The 14055-nt window shown below is 73.7% G+C and carries 18 protein-coding genes; 9 read left to right on the forward strand and 9 right to left on the reverse strand.

The annotated features are described in order from the left end of the window. The first annotated feature begins 36 nt into the window (after positions 1 to 36). Positions 37 to 1971, forward strand: a complete 1935-nt coding sequence (locus AB0F89_RS16600; protein ID WP_367137146.1) for a beta-propeller domain-containing protein — start codon at positions 37 to 39, stop codon at positions 1969 to 1971. Here AB0F89_RS16600 and AB0F89_RS16605 read toward each other — a convergent pair. The 3 genes from AB0F89_RS16605 to AB0F89_RS16615 form a co-directional block, all read right to left on the reverse strand. Further along, positions 1964 to 2725 (reverse strand): EI24 domain-containing protein, encoded by a 762-nt coding sequence (locus AB0F89_RS16605; RefSeq protein ID WP_367137148.1) that lies wholly within the window; start codon positions 2723 to 2725, stop codon positions 1964 to 1966. The genes AB0F89_RS16600 and AB0F89_RS16605 overlap by 8 nt on opposite strands. A gap of 61 nt (positions 2726 to 2786) precedes the next feature. Further along, positions 2787 to 2969 carry a hypothetical protein gene (locus AB0F89_RS16610; protein ID WP_367137150.1) on the reverse strand — a complete coding sequence of 61 codons (183 nt, stop codon included), beginning with the start codon at positions 2967 to 2969 and terminating at the stop codon, positions 2787 to 2789. A 155-nt stretch (positions 2970 to 3124) separates the two neighbouring features. Then, positions 3125 to 3565, reverse strand: a complete 441-nt coding sequence (locus AB0F89_RS16615) for a DUF309 domain-containing protein (RefSeq protein ID WP_367137152.1) — start codon at positions 3563 to 3565, stop codon at positions 3125 to 3127. Positions 3566 to 3850: 285 nt separating this feature from the next. Here AB0F89_RS16615 and AB0F89_RS16620 point away from each other — a divergent pair, with 285 nt between their 5' ends. Continuing rightward, positions 3851 to 5236: a choice-of-anchor A family protein gene (locus tag AB0F89_RS16620; RefSeq protein ID WP_367137154.1), complete on the forward strand. Its 1386-nt coding sequence runs from the start codon at positions 3851 to 3853 to the stop codon at positions 5234 to 5236. Here the strand turns inward: AB0F89_RS16620 and AB0F89_RS16625 are convergent. After that, the gene (locus AB0F89_RS16625; protein WP_367137156.1) at positions 5214 to 6014 is read right to left on the reverse strand and encodes an SDR family NAD(P)-dependent oxidoreductase; all 801 of its coding nucleotides are present in this window, start codon (positions 6012 to 6014) and stop codon (positions 5214 to 5216) included. The genes AB0F89_RS16620 and AB0F89_RS16625 overlap by 23 nt on opposite strands. Positions 6015 to 6062: 48 nt before the next feature. Here AB0F89_RS16625 and AB0F89_RS16630 point away from each other — a divergent pair, with 48 nt between their 5' ends. After that, entirely contained in the window at positions 6063 to 6449 is a 387-nt protein-coding gene (locus AB0F89_RS16630; RefSeq protein WP_367137158.1) for a winged helix-turn-helix transcriptional regulator, read from the forward strand. 79 nt (positions 6450 to 6528) lie between these two features. Here the strand turns inward: AB0F89_RS16630 and AB0F89_RS16635 are convergent, their stop codons facing one another. Then, complete coding sequence (locus AB0F89_RS16635; RefSeq protein ID WP_367137160.1) at positions 6529 to 7227, reverse strand: trypsin-like serine protease; 699 nt, start codon at positions 7225 to 7227, stop codon at positions 6529 to 6531. 146 nt (positions 7228 to 7373) lie between these two features. Between AB0F89_RS16635 and AB0F89_RS16640 the strand changes: the two genes are divergently transcribed. Further along, positions 7374 to 8207: an ADP-ribosylglycohydrolase family protein gene (locus AB0F89_RS16640; RefSeq protein WP_367137162.1), complete on the forward strand. Its 834-nt coding sequence runs from the start codon at positions 7374 to 7376 to the stop codon at positions 8205 to 8207. A gap of 131 nt (positions 8208 to 8338) precedes the next feature. On the opposite strand, the gene AB0F89_RS16645 is transcribed toward AB0F89_RS16640, so the two are convergent. From AB0F89_RS16645 to AB0F89_RS16655, 3 genes are read right to left on the reverse strand one after another with little or no spacing between them, the layout of a single operon-like run. Beyond that, positions 8339 to 9196 (reverse strand): SRPBCC family protein, encoded by an 858-nt coding sequence (locus AB0F89_RS16645; protein ID WP_367137164.1) that lies wholly within the window; start codon positions 9194 to 9196, stop codon positions 8339 to 8341. Then, positions 9193 to 9501, reverse strand: coding sequence for an ArsR/SmtB family transcription factor (locus AB0F89_RS16650; protein WP_367137166.1), 309 nt, complete (start codon positions 9499 to 9501; stop codon positions 9193 to 9195). Before AB0F89_RS16650 ends, AB0F89_RS16645 begins: the two co-directional genes overlap by 4 nt. A gap of 37 nt (positions 9502 to 9538) precedes the next feature. Further along, a complete protein-coding gene (locus AB0F89_RS16655; RefSeq protein ID WP_367137168.1) occupies positions 9539 to 10288 on the reverse strand; it encodes an alpha/beta fold hydrolase in 750 nt (249 codons plus the stop codon). 309 nt (positions 10289 to 10597) lie between these two features. On the opposite strand from AB0F89_RS16655, the gene AB0F89_RS16660 reads away from it, so the two are divergent. The 4 genes from AB0F89_RS16660 to AB0F89_RS16675 all read left to right on the forward strand — a co-directional run bounded on the left by AB0F89_RS16660 (position 10598) and on the right by AB0F89_RS16675 (position 12731). Further along, on the forward strand, positions 10598 to 11734 hold the full coding sequence (locus AB0F89_RS16660) for a PLP-dependent aminotransferase family protein (protein ID WP_367137170.1): 1137 nt from the start codon (positions 10598 to 10600) through the stop codon (positions 11732 to 11734). 102 nt (positions 11735 to 11836) lie between these two features. Further along, positions 11837 to 12160, forward strand: coding sequence for a hypothetical protein (locus tag AB0F89_RS16665; RefSeq protein WP_367137172.1), 324 nt, complete (start codon positions 11837 to 11839; stop codon positions 12158 to 12160). A 14-nt stretch (positions 12161 to 12174) separates the two neighbouring features. Further along, the gene (locus AB0F89_RS16670) at positions 12175 to 12414 is read left to right on the forward strand and encodes a hypothetical protein (RefSeq protein ID WP_367137174.1); all 240 of its coding nucleotides are present in this window, start codon (positions 12175 to 12177) and stop codon (positions 12412 to 12414) included. Further along, the gene (locus AB0F89_RS16675) at positions 12408 to 12731 is read left to right on the forward strand and encodes a hypothetical protein (RefSeq protein ID WP_367137175.1); all 324 of its coding nucleotides are present in this window, start codon (positions 12408 to 12410) and stop codon (positions 12729 to 12731) included. Before AB0F89_RS16670 ends, AB0F89_RS16675 begins: the two co-directional genes overlap by 7 nt. On the opposite strand, the gene rnhA is transcribed toward AB0F89_RS16675, so the two are convergent. Continuing rightward, positions 12675 to 13172: a ribonuclease HI gene (gene rnhA, locus AB0F89_RS16680; RefSeq protein ID WP_367137177.1), complete on the reverse strand. Its 498-nt coding sequence runs from the start codon at positions 13170 to 13172 to the stop codon at positions 12675 to 12677. The genes AB0F89_RS16675 and rnhA overlap by 57 nt on opposite strands. Positions 13173 to 13266: 94 nt before the next feature. On the opposite strand from rnhA, the gene AB0F89_RS16685 reads away from it, so the two are divergent. Next, entirely contained in the window at positions 13267 to 14046 is a 780-nt protein-coding gene (locus AB0F89_RS16685) for a class I SAM-dependent methyltransferase (protein WP_367137179.1), read from the forward strand. The last annotated feature ends 9 nt before the right edge of the window (positions 14047 to 14055 follow it).

Raw genomic sequence — 14055 nt, forward strand, 5'->3', positions numbered from 1 at the left:
CGCAACCGTTTGCCCCTCCCGTCCCGTCCTGGGTGCATGAGACGACGGTCTTGGGGTGTGCGGGCCGCGGTGTTCGGCGGCGCCGCGCTGGTGGTGGGGGTGAGCGCGGCCTCCGCCGTGCCCACGCCGGAGCAGGACTGGCGGGTCCTGCCGCCGATCGAGGCGGTGCCGGTCGACCTGGTGGGGTTCGACACCTGCGACACCGCGCTGGCCGAGCTGCGGACGGCGATCTCGCCGCACGTCGGCCCGTACGGGCTGGACGGTCACAACTTCGTGGCGAACGCCGAACGGGGCGGGGTCCAGCTGGACTCCAAGGCGGGCAGCGCGCAGCAGCCGCCCGGCGCGGCCCCCGTGCCCGAGCACTCGAAGACGAACGCGCACGAGGCGGGCGTGGACGAGCCGGACCTGGCCAAGACCGACGGCGAGCGGGTCGTCACGGTCGCCGACGGGAAGCTGCGCGTGCTGGACGTGGCCACCGGCGAGCTGACCGGCACGCTCGACGTGCCCGCCGGCCACGCCTCCCAGCTGCTGCTGCACGATGACCGCGCGCTCGTCGTCGGGCAGGGTGAAGCGGGGTGGGGCATCGCGGTCGACGGCCCGTACCAGGGGCGGTCCGGCGACTCGTCGGTGACGCTGGTCGACCTGTCCGCCGCGCCGCGCGTCCTGGGCACGCTCACCGTCACCGGCCGGTACGTCGACGCGCGGCAGGTCGGGGACGTGGTGCGGGTGGTCGTGCACTCGGCGCCGCGGCTGCCGTGGGTGTACCCGACCGACGGTCGCGGCGAGGCGGAGTCGCTGGTCGAGAACCGGGAACTGGTCGCCGCCGCGCCGGTCGGGGCCTGGCTGCCGCGCTACGAGCTGACCGGCGCCGACGGCGCCCGCTCGGAGGGCGAGCTGGTGTCGTGCGACCGGGTCAGCCGGCCCGCGGACCACTCGGCCACGTCGATGCTGTCCGTGCTGACGTTCGACTTCCCCGGCGAGCTCGGCTCCGGCGACGCCGTGACGATCATGGCCGACGGCGACACCGTCTACGGCACCGGGACCTCGCTGTACGTGGCCGACGACCACCACCTGCGGCCGATGACCCGCTTCGCGCCGACCACCCCGCCGATGACGGCGATCCACCAGTTCGACGTGTCGCGGCCGGGCCCGCCGGAGCACGTGGCGTCCGGCCGGGTCGCGGGCGTGCTGCTCAACCAGTACTCGCTGTCCGAGCACGAGGGGCACCTGCGGGTGGCGACGACGTCCTCGGACGCGCCGGGCATCCCCGAGCGGGCGCCCGCGACGCAGAGCGCCGTCACCGTGCTGAAGCGGGACGGCGCGCGGCTCGCCGAGGTCGGCAAGGTCGACGGCCTCGGCCTCGGCGAGCGGATCTACAGCGTGCGGTTCGTCGGCCCGGTCGGTTACGTGGTGACGTTCCGGCAGGTCGACCCGCTCTACACGCTGGACCTGTCCGACCCGGCGCGACCGCGCGCGGTGGGGGAGCTGAAGATCACCGGTTACTCGGCGTACCTGCACCCGGCCGGGGACGGCAGGCTGATCGGCGTCGGCCAGGAGGCCACCGGGCAGGGCCGGGTGACCGGCACGCAGGTGTCGCTGTTCGACGTGTCCGACCCGGCAGCGCCGACCAAGGTCGCGGGCCACCACCTGCCCGGCGCGAACTCGGAGGTCGAGTTCGACCCGCACGCATTCTTGTACTGGCCCGCGCGTGACCTGGTGGCGCTGCCGGTGCAGTCCGGGCCGACGGAGGACGACCCGTCGGCCGGGTACTCCAGCGGTCTGCTGGTGCTGCGGCTCGGTGGCGGCGCGTTCTCCGCGCTGGGCACCGTCCGGCACGAGGGGTCGACCTACGACCCGGGCATCCGCCGGGCGCTGGTGATCGGCGACGACCTGTGGACGGTGTCCGCGGCGGGCGTGCGGATCAGCGGGCTCGACGGGCTCGCCCAGCGGGCGTGGGTGCCGTTCACCTGATCTGGTCGTGCAGCAGGCGGTGCGCGAGGACCGTGCCGCCTGCCATCGCGGCCGGCAGCACGACCAGCGCCGCCAGCGGGACGAGGCACAGCAGGTAGGTCGGCACGGCGAAGCCGAGCGTGACGGCCCGCCGCTTGCGCAGCGTCCGCCTGCGCACGTCCAGCTTCAGGCCGCGCCGGGTGAACGGGATCGCGGTCAGCTCGATGCCGAGCAGCGTCGCGTTGACGCACACCGCGATCACCGGCACCACGGTCTGCCCGACGACCGGGATGAACCCGGCGGCGAACAGCGGGACGGCGCACAGCACCGCGATGCCGATCAGCAGCACGGCGTCCCGCGCGCCGACCGCCGCCGACTTCAGCCAGGTCACCTGCTCGGCCTCGGGCACGCCGCCGAGGTGGGTGTCCTCGACGGTCTCCGCGATGTGCTCGTAGAACGGGCCGCCGATGATCAGCGTGATGGCGGTGAACAGCAGCAGCCCGATCGCGATGAACGCGCCGATGATCGAGAAGCCCGCGGCGAACCGGGTGGCCGCGCGCAGGCCCTCGCTCCAGTCGTCGGCGAACGGCGTGACCCAGGCGGCGATGTCGTCGATCCACACCGCGAGGCCCACCACGCCGCCGATCAGCAGCACGGTCGTGAGCAGCGCCGGCACCGCGCCGATCAGCAGCAGCTTGGGCGACCGGAACACCAGCCCGAAACCCTGCCCGAGGAGCCCGACACCGGTGGAGAAGTCACGCAGCACTCTGATCACCGGCGGAGCATAGCCGCGGCCGGCCGGGCGGCGGGACCGTTCCGGTCGGGTGCGGCGGGCGTCACCGACGACGGCGGAAGCTGAACGACCGCGCGCCGGCGCCGACGCCGGCCAGGTGCAGGGCCACGCACAGCAAACCGGCCATGAGCAGCGTGCCGCCGTCCAGCACGGAGCCGAGCGAGGCGTTCGCCAGGTCGAGCAGCAGGGCGAGGCCGAAGATGACCGCTGCGATGATCGCGAGCACGGGAACCTCCAGGGTGGTAGTTGACCACCAGTTACCCGGGCTCCAGAGCCCCCAAGCCGGCGTTCGGCCCAACTTCGAAGTCCAGGTAGGTCAGCGGACCCGCGTCCGCGACGTCGCCGATCGCGTCCCGGTAGGGCCTGATCAACACGTTATGATCACCCGGTCAGCCGCGGCACGCCGTCGCCCGTCTCGGCCCAGGCCAGCAGGCCCGCCACGTCCACCCCGTGCGGCGGGTCGTCCCGGTAGGGCGAGATGTTGCGCGCGCCCCGGCTCAGCAGCGAGGTCGCGCCGGACCGGTTGCCGCGCGCGGCGTGGGTCAGGCCGACGGCGAGCTGCGCCAGGCCCCGCCACAGCTCCCGCTCGGGCTCGGGCGCCGCTTTCCACGCGTCCTCCAGCACTTCGTGCGCGTGGAACGGTCGGCCGAGGTCGAGCAGCCGCTGCGCCTCGGTGAGCGCTTCCCCCGGCGTGCGCGGCACGCCCTCCGGCTGGCGCTCGACGCCCGGCAGCCCGTAGGGCAGGGGTCGGCCGAGCCCGTCGCGCGGTCGCGCGTTGCGGGCCCGGCCCTGCTCGTCGCGGTCACGCGGGCTGGTCGACACGTCTTGATCGTGTCACGAACCACCGCCCGCGTCATGCCCGGAAACCCGGGGGAGTCGGCTCAGGCGCGTGCTTCTCGAAAGCCGAGCGAGGCGCGGCCGACCTCCACGGACACCTCGGTCGCGTTGGATCACCCGGCGCAGCAAGGCTTTCGCCCGTTCGACGCGCCGGTTCACCGCGACGATCGGCCGCCGTGGCGCACGGCCCGGTGAGCGGGCGTCACCCCGACGAGGGGTTCTGCCGGTCCCGGCGGGCGGGTGGGGATCACCGCGCACAGCATCGGGTGCATGCCGCGCACCCACCTGGCCGGACCCCTCGCCGCGTTCGCGCTGGTCGCCGCCGTCGCCTTGCAGGGCGTCGGGGTGGCCGCACCGCTGCCGGGCGGGCTCGGGCCGTGCCTCGGACCGCTGTGCCCCGACGTCTTCCCGCCGGTGGGCAACGGCGACTTCGCCGGCCGGGACGACGCGGTGAACATCTTCGTCGGCGGCGACTTCCTGGTCCGCCACGCCGCCGCCGAGGCCGAGGGGCGGGTGGTCGTCGGCGGGACCTTCGACCAGGCCAAGGACCCCGGCGGCTCGAAGGTCTACAACGTCGGCATCGTCGGCGCGGGGTCGCGCGTGCCGCCGCCCGACGGGTCGGACTTCCTGGTCACCGGCGGCGCGGTGGCGGTCGCCGACGGGCAGGAACTGCTCGCCGAGGGCGGCGTGGTGCGGCACGCGGGGCCGTTGACCGGCGCGATCACCGGGACCGACGCGCCGGACCCGGACGCCTTCGCGCCGTACGCCGGGCTCTCGGCTCAGCTGACCGCGGCCTCCCGGTGCTACGCCACCGCGGTCGCCACCGGCACCGCGGTGAACGAGGGCTACCGGACCCTGTTCACCGGCGACGGCACGTCGGCGTTGCAGGTGTTCACCGTGGACTTCGACCTCGCGGCGGCCGGCGGCGGGCAGCAGGGCATCGAGTTCGCCGGCATCCCGGCGGGCGCGACGGTGCTGGTGAACCTGGTCGGCGCGGCGCGGCGGATCGTGACGTACAGCGGCGACCTCGCCGACAGCAGCCCGTTCAACGCGTTGCGGGAGCGGTTGCTGTGGAACTTCCCCGAGGCCACTTCGGTGACCATCGGCGGCCTCGGGCAGTTCCAGGGCAGCGTGCTGGTCGGCGAGCCGGGGAGCACGGCGGTGGTGACCGTGCCGGGCACGGCGGGCCGGTTCTTCACCACCGGCTCGCTCACCCACGGCGGTCCGGCGAACACCGGGCAGGAGTTCCACGCCTACCCGTTCAACGGGGACCTGCCCTCGTGCGTCGACACCACCACGACCACCGCGCCTACCACCACCACGACGACGACCACCACCACCACGACCACCACCACCACGACCACCACCACCACGACCACCACTGCCACGACCACCACAACCGCTGTGCCCACGACCTCGCCGACGCCCACCACCGCCGCGCCCACCACCGCCGCGCCCACGACCACCGCGCCCACTACGAGCGCTCCGACCACCGCAGTGACGACGTGGCCGGACGAGGGGACGGGCGGTTCCCGGCACCACGACGACCTGGCCGCCACCGGCGTGGACGTGCGCCCGCTGGCCGCGCTCGGCGGGCTGGCGGTGGTGGGCGGCTTGGCGCTGCTGACCCTGGTCAGGCGGCGGAGTTCGCGGTGATGCAGTCCAGCAGGGCGTAGAGCCGGGCCGCCGCGGTCCGGTCGAGGTCCGGCCGGTCCAGGTCGACCGGCCGGCCCGCCCGGGAAGCGGTGAGCGGCGCGGTGGGCGGGGGCGCCAGGAACCGGTGGACCTGGTCCGCCGCGTCCGCCACCGGCCTGGCGAACCGCTTCGCCACCAGGTCGAGCGCCCGGCCGCGCAGCCCGCCGACCTGCGCGCCGAGGCCGCTGTCCACGAACATCGGGTTGTGCAGCACGTACCGGACCGGGCTGCCCGGGTGCCGGTCGGCGAAGCCCGCGCCGAGCAGGTCGGCCGCCCGCGAGCCCTGGCTGACCGCCCAGGACGCGCGGTAGCGCCGGTCCAGCGCCAGGTCGTCCCACCGGATGCCGGGCCCGCGCGGCCCGGCCACCCCGCACACGCTCACCACGACCGGCGACGTGGACCGCTCCAGCACCGGCAGCAGGCGTTCCACCAGCACGAACCGGCTCACCGCGTACAGCGCGAACATGTGCTCCAACCCGTCCTCGGTGAGCACCCGGCGGCGCTGGAACCGGCCCGCTCCCAGCACCAGCCGGTCCACCACGTCGAACCGCCCCGCCACCTCGGCGACCACTGCGGCCATGCCCGCCAGCGTGCTCAGGTCGCCGCGGATCAGCTCGACCCCGGCCGGCGCGTCCGCCGACCGGCCGACCACCGCCACCCGGTGGCCCTCCCGCGCCAACCGCTCGGCCAAGCTCCGCCCGATGCCGTTCGTGCCACCCGTGATCACCGCGTTCGCCATAACCTGGAGCCTGGCCCGCGGCACGACGACCCGGAAGAAGGCACATCCATGTCACTGGTCCCGGTGCCGGTCACGGCGGCCGACCGCGCCGCCTGCCCGGTGTCCGACCTGCTGGCCCGCGTCGGCGACAAGTGGAGCGTGCTGGTGCTCAGCCTGGTCTCCGAAAGCCCTCGCGGGTTCAACGAACTCGACCGCGCGGTGCACGAGCTGAGCCGCCGCATCCTCACCCGCACGCTGCGCAACCTGGAGCGCGACGGCCTGGTCGGCCGGCACGTGCGACCGGGCAGGGCCGCCGGCGTCACGTACTCGGCGACCGCGCTCGGCCGCTCGCTGCTGGAGTTCGTCGTCCCCTTGGGACAGTGGGTGCTCCGGCACGAGGGCGAGATCGAGGCGGCGCGCTCCCGCTACGACTCGAAGAGGTCCACAGTGGACTGATCTGGGCACGCCGGTGGCCCGCTCGCGCGACGGCGGTGTGCCGTGACGTCATCGCGCGAGCGGGCCGGTACAGCGGTGATCAGACCCCGGCGACGGACTGGATCCAGGACCGGTAGCGGGTCACGTTCGTGTAAGCGGTGGTGGTCTGCCGGTCGCTGGTGGACGCGACGCCGACCTGCACGCCGCCCGCCATCATCGGACCGCCCGAGTCACCGCCCGCCGTGATGCCGTTGCCGCGCCGGGCGCAGATCGCGCTGCCGCCGTAGGCGTCGGTGCAGCCGCCGGTGACGGTCACGTTCGCCACCTTCAGGTACTGCGACTGGCAGTTGATCTCCGAGCCGCACTGGGACGTCGCGCCCCAGCCGTAGACCTGCACGGACTGGCCGACGGTGACCGAACCCGGCTGGCCGAGCCGGGCGTAGGTCGCGGACACGGAGCGGTCGAGCCGGACCAGGGCGAGGTCCGACGAGTGGTTCGTCGTCTGCACGCCGTTGGCGACGGTGCCGCCCGACGTCTGGTCGAGGCTGCCGATGCGGAACGACAGCCCGCCGCCGGTGACGCAGTGCTTCGCGGTCAGGATCCACGTCGGCGCGATGATGGTCGCGCTGCACGTCTGCCTGCCGTTGGAGAACAGCCGGGCCGCCCACGGGGCGTTGCTCGCGTAGCCCCCGCCGATGATGTACGGCGTCACGCCGCCCTCCGCCGTCGCCGGCGCGGCCGACGCCGACGGGACGAGAGCGACCAGGGACAGCAGGGCGGCTGCGAGCGCAGGGATCAACCTGGTGATTCGCAAGGGTTCCTCGATTCCGAAGACACGCGATCGCTCGCGCACAGGGGTGTCTTGGGTCAGGAGATTCCTACCACCCGTCCGGGTGAAACAGGACATATCGAATCAGTTATAACGCGGGCGATAACGTGATCCGCATGCTCGTCGAACTGGCCATCGGGGACGCGTACGGCGCGGGCTTCGAGTACGCCGACCCGTCCTTCGTGACCAGGCACAACACCCTCGCCGGGTACGTGCGGCACCCGCGGCGCCACGGCATCGCGCCGGGCAGCTACACCGACGACACGCAAATGACGCTGGCTCTGGCGGAACTGCGGGCGTCCGGCGTGCCGTGGACGCCCGAGTCGGTGGCGTCGGCGTTCGTGACCGCCTTCCACCGCGACCCGCGGGAGGGGTACGCGAGTGGTTTTCAGGCATTCCTGGAGACCGTGCGCACCGGCGACGAGTTCCTGGCCCGCATCCGGCCCGACAGCGACAAGAGCGGCGCGGCGATGCGCGCCGCCCCCGCCGGCCTGCTGCCGACCGTGGCGGACGTGCTGCACCACACCGACGTGCAGGCCAGGGTCACCCACGACACGCCGGACGGGGTGGCGGCGGCGCGGGCGGCGGCGTTGGCCGTGCACTACTGCCACCATGCGCTGGGTCCGGTGGCGGAGGTGGGCTCGTGGATCGCCGACCGGCTCGGTTCGGGGGAGTGGGCGCGGCCGTGGCGCGGGAAGGTCGGGTCGAAGGGCGTGATGAGCGTGCGGGCGGCGCTGACCGCGCTGTCCGGTGGCGGTTCGCTGAGCGCGGTGCTGCGCGAGTGCGTCGCCTTCACCGGGGACGTGGACACGGTCGCCACCATCGCCCTGGCAGCCGCCGCGGAGTCGGCCGAGATCACCGCGGACCTGCCGCAGGTCCTGGTGGACGGCCTGGAGAACGGCCCCTTCGGCCGCGACCACCTGGCCCGGCTGGACTCCCGGTTGCGGTAGCGCTCGCGCTCGGGCGGCATCGCCAGGGTTCAGGTGGCAGCGGTCGGTCCAGGCGGCGGCGATCGGTCTCGGCTGTGGGTGGTTGGGCGTGCGGGCTCAGCGGGCCGTGCTCGGGCGGTTGGCCCCTGCAGTCAGTGGTGTTCGCGGTAGTGCTTGATCAGTTCCTCGACCCGGTCCTCCGGCCACGGGCAGCGGAGATCGCCGAACAGGGCCGCGAAGAACAGCTCCAGGTGCGCGTGCCAGGCCGCCAACGCCTGCGGTGCGAACGCCGGGTCCGCGAGCACGTGCGTCAGCTCGACCTCCGTGCCCTGGTCCGGGCCGTGCCGGAACTCCCAGCGCACCCGCCCGGTCGGCGAGTCGAACGCCAGCACGCGCGGCTCGGTGCGCTCGACCAGCGGGCCGGGCGGCACGTGCGGGTTGGCGGCGCGGGGCGGCACGCCCTGCTCGCCCTCGGTCAGCAGCGACCACACCTCGTCCAGCGGGCGCCAGACCAGGTCGCGGACGAACCGCACCACGCCACCGTCGAACCGGCCCTCGTCCAGCCCGAACTCGCGGAGGTAGCGCTCCACCGGCTCGCGCACGTCCGCCGGCGGCTCGAACGGCCGGTCGGCGAGCCTCGCCACCAGCCCGGCCAGGCAGGTGTCCCAGCCGGCGGCGTTGCGCGCCGCGCCCTGCTCGCCGCCCAGCACGTGCGTGAACACCAGCAGGCAACCCCGCTCGTGCGGCAGCAGCTCGAACCGCAGCACGTCGGTGTTCCACCGGAACGCGAACACCCTCGGCGGGTCGGACTCCAGCACCTCGCCGGTGGTGACCTGGTCGGGGAAGGAGAACGTCATCTCCCGCCCGTCGACCGCCACCGCCGCCGGGAACCAGTGCGCCAGCTCGCCCGGCTCCGTGATCGCCCGCCACACCTTGGCCGGCGGGTGCGCGAGCACCCGTTCGAACCGCAGCACGGGCTTGCCGTTGATCCGCCGCAACTCGGTGCTCACGAGTCCACCTCGTCCAGTCGGCGCTCCAACGCGTCCAGGCTGTCCTCCCACATCCGCCGGTACGGCGCGAGCCAGGCGTCGACCTCGGCCAGCGGCCCGGGCCGCAGCCGGTAGAGCCGCCGCTGGGCGTCCCGCCGGACCTCCACCAGCCCGGCCTCGCGCAGCACCCGGAGGTGCTTGGACACCGCGGGTTGGCTCAGCGACAGCCCGTCGACCAGGTCGTTGACCGGCCGCTCACCCTCCCGCAGCACGTCGAGGATCCACCGACGCTGCGGGTCGGCGAGCACGGAGAACGTAGATGCCATGACGGCAATATAGCCGTACTGGCATGTAGGGTGTCAATCAGGCGCTCACCCCCGCCCGGCGGATCGGCATCAGCGGCGCGGGCGCGCCGGTCAGGAAGTCCGCCACCACCGACGCGCACAGCTCGGGCCGCTCGAACAGCATCAGGTGCGACGTGCCCGGCAGGACGCAGAGCTGCGCGTTCGCGATGCCCCGGTACATCGCGACGGTGTGCTCCAGGTGCACGATGTCGTCATCGCTGCCCAGCACCAGCGTGGGACTGGTGATCGCGCCCAGGTCGACCGCCTCCGGCTCGTGCGCGGCGCGGGCGAACTTCTCCACCACCACCGGCAGGTGCTCGCGGCCGTCCGGCGACACCTCGGCGTACCGGTCGGCCACCTCGCCCGGCAGCTCGCCGCCCGGCTCGGGCAGGAACAGCCAGCCGTCCTTGGAGTAGCCCGAGTTCAGCACCACCAGCCCGCGCACCAGGTCCGGTCTGCGCTGCGCCACGCCGAGCGCCACCACGCCGCCCGCGCTGTAGCCCGCCAGGTGCGCCGGGCCGCCGACCACCCGCTCCAGGAACGCGATCACGTCGCCCGCCAGCACGTCCAGCGGCACCGGCCCCGGTACGTCCGGCGTCCGCCCGTGGCCCCGCCGGTCCACCAGGAACACCCGGAAGCGGTCCGCCAACCGCGCCAGGTTCGCCTCGAAGTCCCGCGAATCGCTGAAACCGCCGTGCAGCAGCACCAGCGGCTCACCCTCGCCGCGCACCTCGTACCAGGTGCGCACACCGTCCACCGTCTCGTACATCCCGATCCCTTCCCGTGTTGTCACCAAGTCGTACGGGAGGGGTCCGACAAAATCGTCGGCAGATCGAAGAGTTCGAACAGATGTTCACCCGGAAAGGTGGTCGAACCGACTACCGAGCCACCGGAGAACTCCACCGGCGCCAACGCGAACGGCCGCAACGGCGGTAGCAGCAGCCGGTGAGCTCCACGCGGTGCGCTTCCAGGTCCACCTCACCCGTTAGGATGAACTCGGCGCCTCTACCCCGGTGCAGCCCTCATGCGTGGCACGACCGCGTGAACCTTCACCGCTCGACCACTCCGAGGAGCCCCCATGCCGCGCACGTTCGCCGGTTCCCCCGTCCGGGACCTGCTCGCCCTCACCTCGCGCCCCGAGGTCGTCTCCTTCGCGGGCGGCCTGCCCGCGCCCGAGCTGTTCGACGTCGACGGCCTGCGGGCGGCGTTCGACCGGGCGTTGAGCAGGCGTTCCCTGCAGTACGCGCCCACCGAGGGCGACGCCGACCTGCGCGCCGCCGTCGCCGACCGGCTCACCCGGCGCGGCCTGCCCACCGGCGTGGGCGACCTGCTCGTCACGTCCGGCTCGCAGCAGGCGTTGGCGCTGGTGGCGACCGCCCTGCTGGAGCCGGGCGCGGTGGTCGCGGTCGAGGAGCCGACCTACCTCGCGGCGCTGCAGTGCTTCCGGCTCGCCGACGCGCGGGTCGTGCCCGTCGCGGGCGACGAGCACGGCGTGGACCCCGCCGCGCTGGCCGACGTCGTCGAGCGGGAGCGGCCGCGGCTGCTGTACCTGGTGCCGACGTTCGCCAACCCGACCGGGCGGACGCTGGCCGCGGCCAGGCGGGCCGAGATCGCCGCGCTGGCCGACCGGCACGACCTGTGGGTGGTCGAGGACGACCCGTACAGCGAGCTGCGCTACCGGGGCGAGCCGGCGCCGTCGCTGGCCTCGATGAGCGACCGGGTGCTGCACGCGGGCAGCTTCTCCAAGGTCGGCGCGCCGGGCATGCGGCTCGGCTGGCTGCGCGCGCCCGAGTCGATCATGCGCACGCTGGTGGTCGTGAAGCAGGCGGCGGACCTGCACACGTCCGCCGTCGACCAGGCCGCGGCGGCGGTCTACCTGCGGGACAACGACCTGGACGCGCACATCCGCAGGCTGTGCGCGGCCTACGGGGAGCGGCGGGACGCGATGATCGCCGCGCTGCCGTCGACCGTGCCGGCCGGGACGCGGTGGAGCGATCCAGACGGCGGGATGTTCGTGTGGCTGAGCTTGCCCGGTGACGTGGACACGGCGTCGTTGGTGACGTCGGCGTTGGAGCGTGATGTGGCGTTCGTGCCCGGCGCGCCGTTCTACGCGACGACACCGGACCGGTCGACCCTGCGGTTGTCGTTCACCACCAACACGGTCGCCGAGATCGCCGAGGGCATGCGCCGGCTGGCGACCGTGCTGCTGCCCTAGCGACCGCCCGTCCCCGGACCGGTTCGGCGCGGTCCCGGGCAGGTGGTGGGAGTTTCCGGGGGCACGAGCCTTGGCCGGGGGTGACCGGCGTCCCTACCTTCGGTGGTGCTGCCGGCCGCGCTCGTCGTGGTGCTCGCGGCCGCGTCGGCGCCGCTGATCGCGCTGTACGCCGGCGCGCGGGGTGAGCACGTGCCGGAGGTGCAGCGCCTGGAGCAGAGCAGCCGGTCGCTCACCGACGCCGAGAACAGGCTCGCCGCGACCGACGCGCAGAACGACGACGTGGCGAACCGGATCACCGGCCTGGAGGCGCGCAACGCCGACCTGCGCCGGTGCGCCGAGCCCGCCAAGGACACGATCATCGCGGCCCGGGACGGCGACGACGCGGCCCTCGGGCCCGCCATCGGTCGCGCCACGGCCAACTGCTGAGCGGGGAGCCACGCATGACCACGCCGGAAGCCGACCGCCAGCCGATCACCCCACCCAACCGTTCCCGGTGCTCGCACCGCTACCCGACCGCGCACCGCCACCCGACCACGCACCGCCACCCGACCAAGCACCCTCGGCCGACCAACCACCCACGCCTGACCAAGCACTGGCGGCCGACCGGTTACCGGTCGCCGACCGGTCCGCGCCGCCACCGCCCGCTGCCGCCCCGAGCCGCACCCCGCTGGTCGTGCTGACCGCGTTGGCCGTCGTGCTCGCCCTCACCGCCGGCGTCTTCACCGTCCTCTACCTGGGCGAACGCGCCGAGCGCGACGGCGTGGCCGCCACCCGCGCCGATCGGGAGCGCGTCCTCGCCGACGTCCGCGAGCAGCAGGAAGGACTCGACGCCGCCCTGGCGACCAACAAGTCCCGTGAAGCCACCCTGATCAGCGAGAACGACCTGCTCGCCACCTGCGTGGAGGCGGCGCGGACCTACTTCGACCTGCCACCCGGCCGGTCAGACGCGTCGTCCCAGGTCTTCGCCGTCATGTACGACGTCTGCCCGCAGCTCTGACTCCACCGCCGCCCGGACGCCGCGGACCGCCAGCCGGTCCGCGCGTTCGTTCTCCGGGTGCCCCGCATGCCCCTTCACCCAGTGCCACTCGACCTGGTGCGACGCCGCGGCGACGTCGAGGCGCTGCCACAGGTCGACGTTCTTCACCGGCTGGCGGGCCGTCGTCAGCCACCCGTTGGACTTCCACTTGGCCATCCACGACAGCACGCCGTTGCGCACGTAGGTGCTGTCGGTGTAGATCCGCACCACCGAGGGGCGCTTGAGCGTTTCCAACGCCCGGATCGGGGCCATCAGCTCCATCCGGTTGTTGGTGGTGTCCGCCGACTCCCCGCCGAACAGGTCGCGCTCGTGCGACCCGTACCGCAGCACCGCGCCCCACCCGCCCGGTCCGGGGTTGCCGCTGCACGCGCCGTCGGTGTAGATCTCCACCACCTGCTCCATGCGGCGAAACATACCCAGCGGTCCCGCGGGCCGGTTCGTTGCGCCCAGAGCGCAACCGCTGCGCCCCACCGCCTGCCGCGGGCACCCTGGGCGGATGGCACTGGGTTTCGCGGGTGAGGTGGCCGACTTCTACCACCGGTTCCGGCGGGGTTATCCGCCGGAGGTGTTCGACGCGGTGGTGGCGACGTTCGGGTTGACGCCCGACGACGTCGCGATCGACCTGGGGTGCGGCACCGGCCAGGTGGCGGTGCCGCTCGCGGAGCGGGTCCGCGCCGTGGTGGGCGTGGACCCGGAGCCGGACATGCTGGCGCACGCCCGCCGCGCGGCGGCGGGTCGGACCAACCTGAGCTGGGTGGTCGGGACGGACGCGGACGTGCCCGCGTTGCGGGCCGCGCTCGGTGACGGGTCGGTCGGCGTGGTGACGATCGGGCAGGCGCTGCACTGGATGCGGCACGAGGAGCTGTTCGGCGAGCTGGCCGCACTGGTCCGGCCCGGTGGCGGGGTGGCCGTGCTGACCAACGGGACGCCGCTGTGGTTGCAGGACAGCGACTGGTCGCGGGCGTTGCGCACGTGCCTGGAGCAGTGGTTGGGCCAACGGGCGGGCAACACGTGCGGCACCGACGACGATTCGCAGCGCCGGTACGGGGAAAGCCTCGCCGCCGCCGGGTTCCGGGTCGGCGTCCACCAGGTCGACTACAGCGGAGCGCTGGACCTGGAGTCCGTTGTGGGCGGTGTGTTCTCGGCGCTGTCGGTCGACACGTTGCCGCCGCCCGCCGGTCGGGCGGAGTTCGCCGAGCGGGTCCGGCACGCGCTGGAGCCGCACGCGCCGTTCACCGAGCACGTCCGCGTTACCGTGCTGACCGGTCGTGCGTGAGGATGGGCG

Origin of the sequence: Saccharothrix sp. HUAS TT1, from assembly GCF_040744945.1 — a bacterium.
In the GTDB taxonomy this organism is placed as follows: domain Bacteria; phylum Actinomycetota; class Actinomycetes; order Mycobacteriales; family Pseudonocardiaceae; genus Actinosynnema.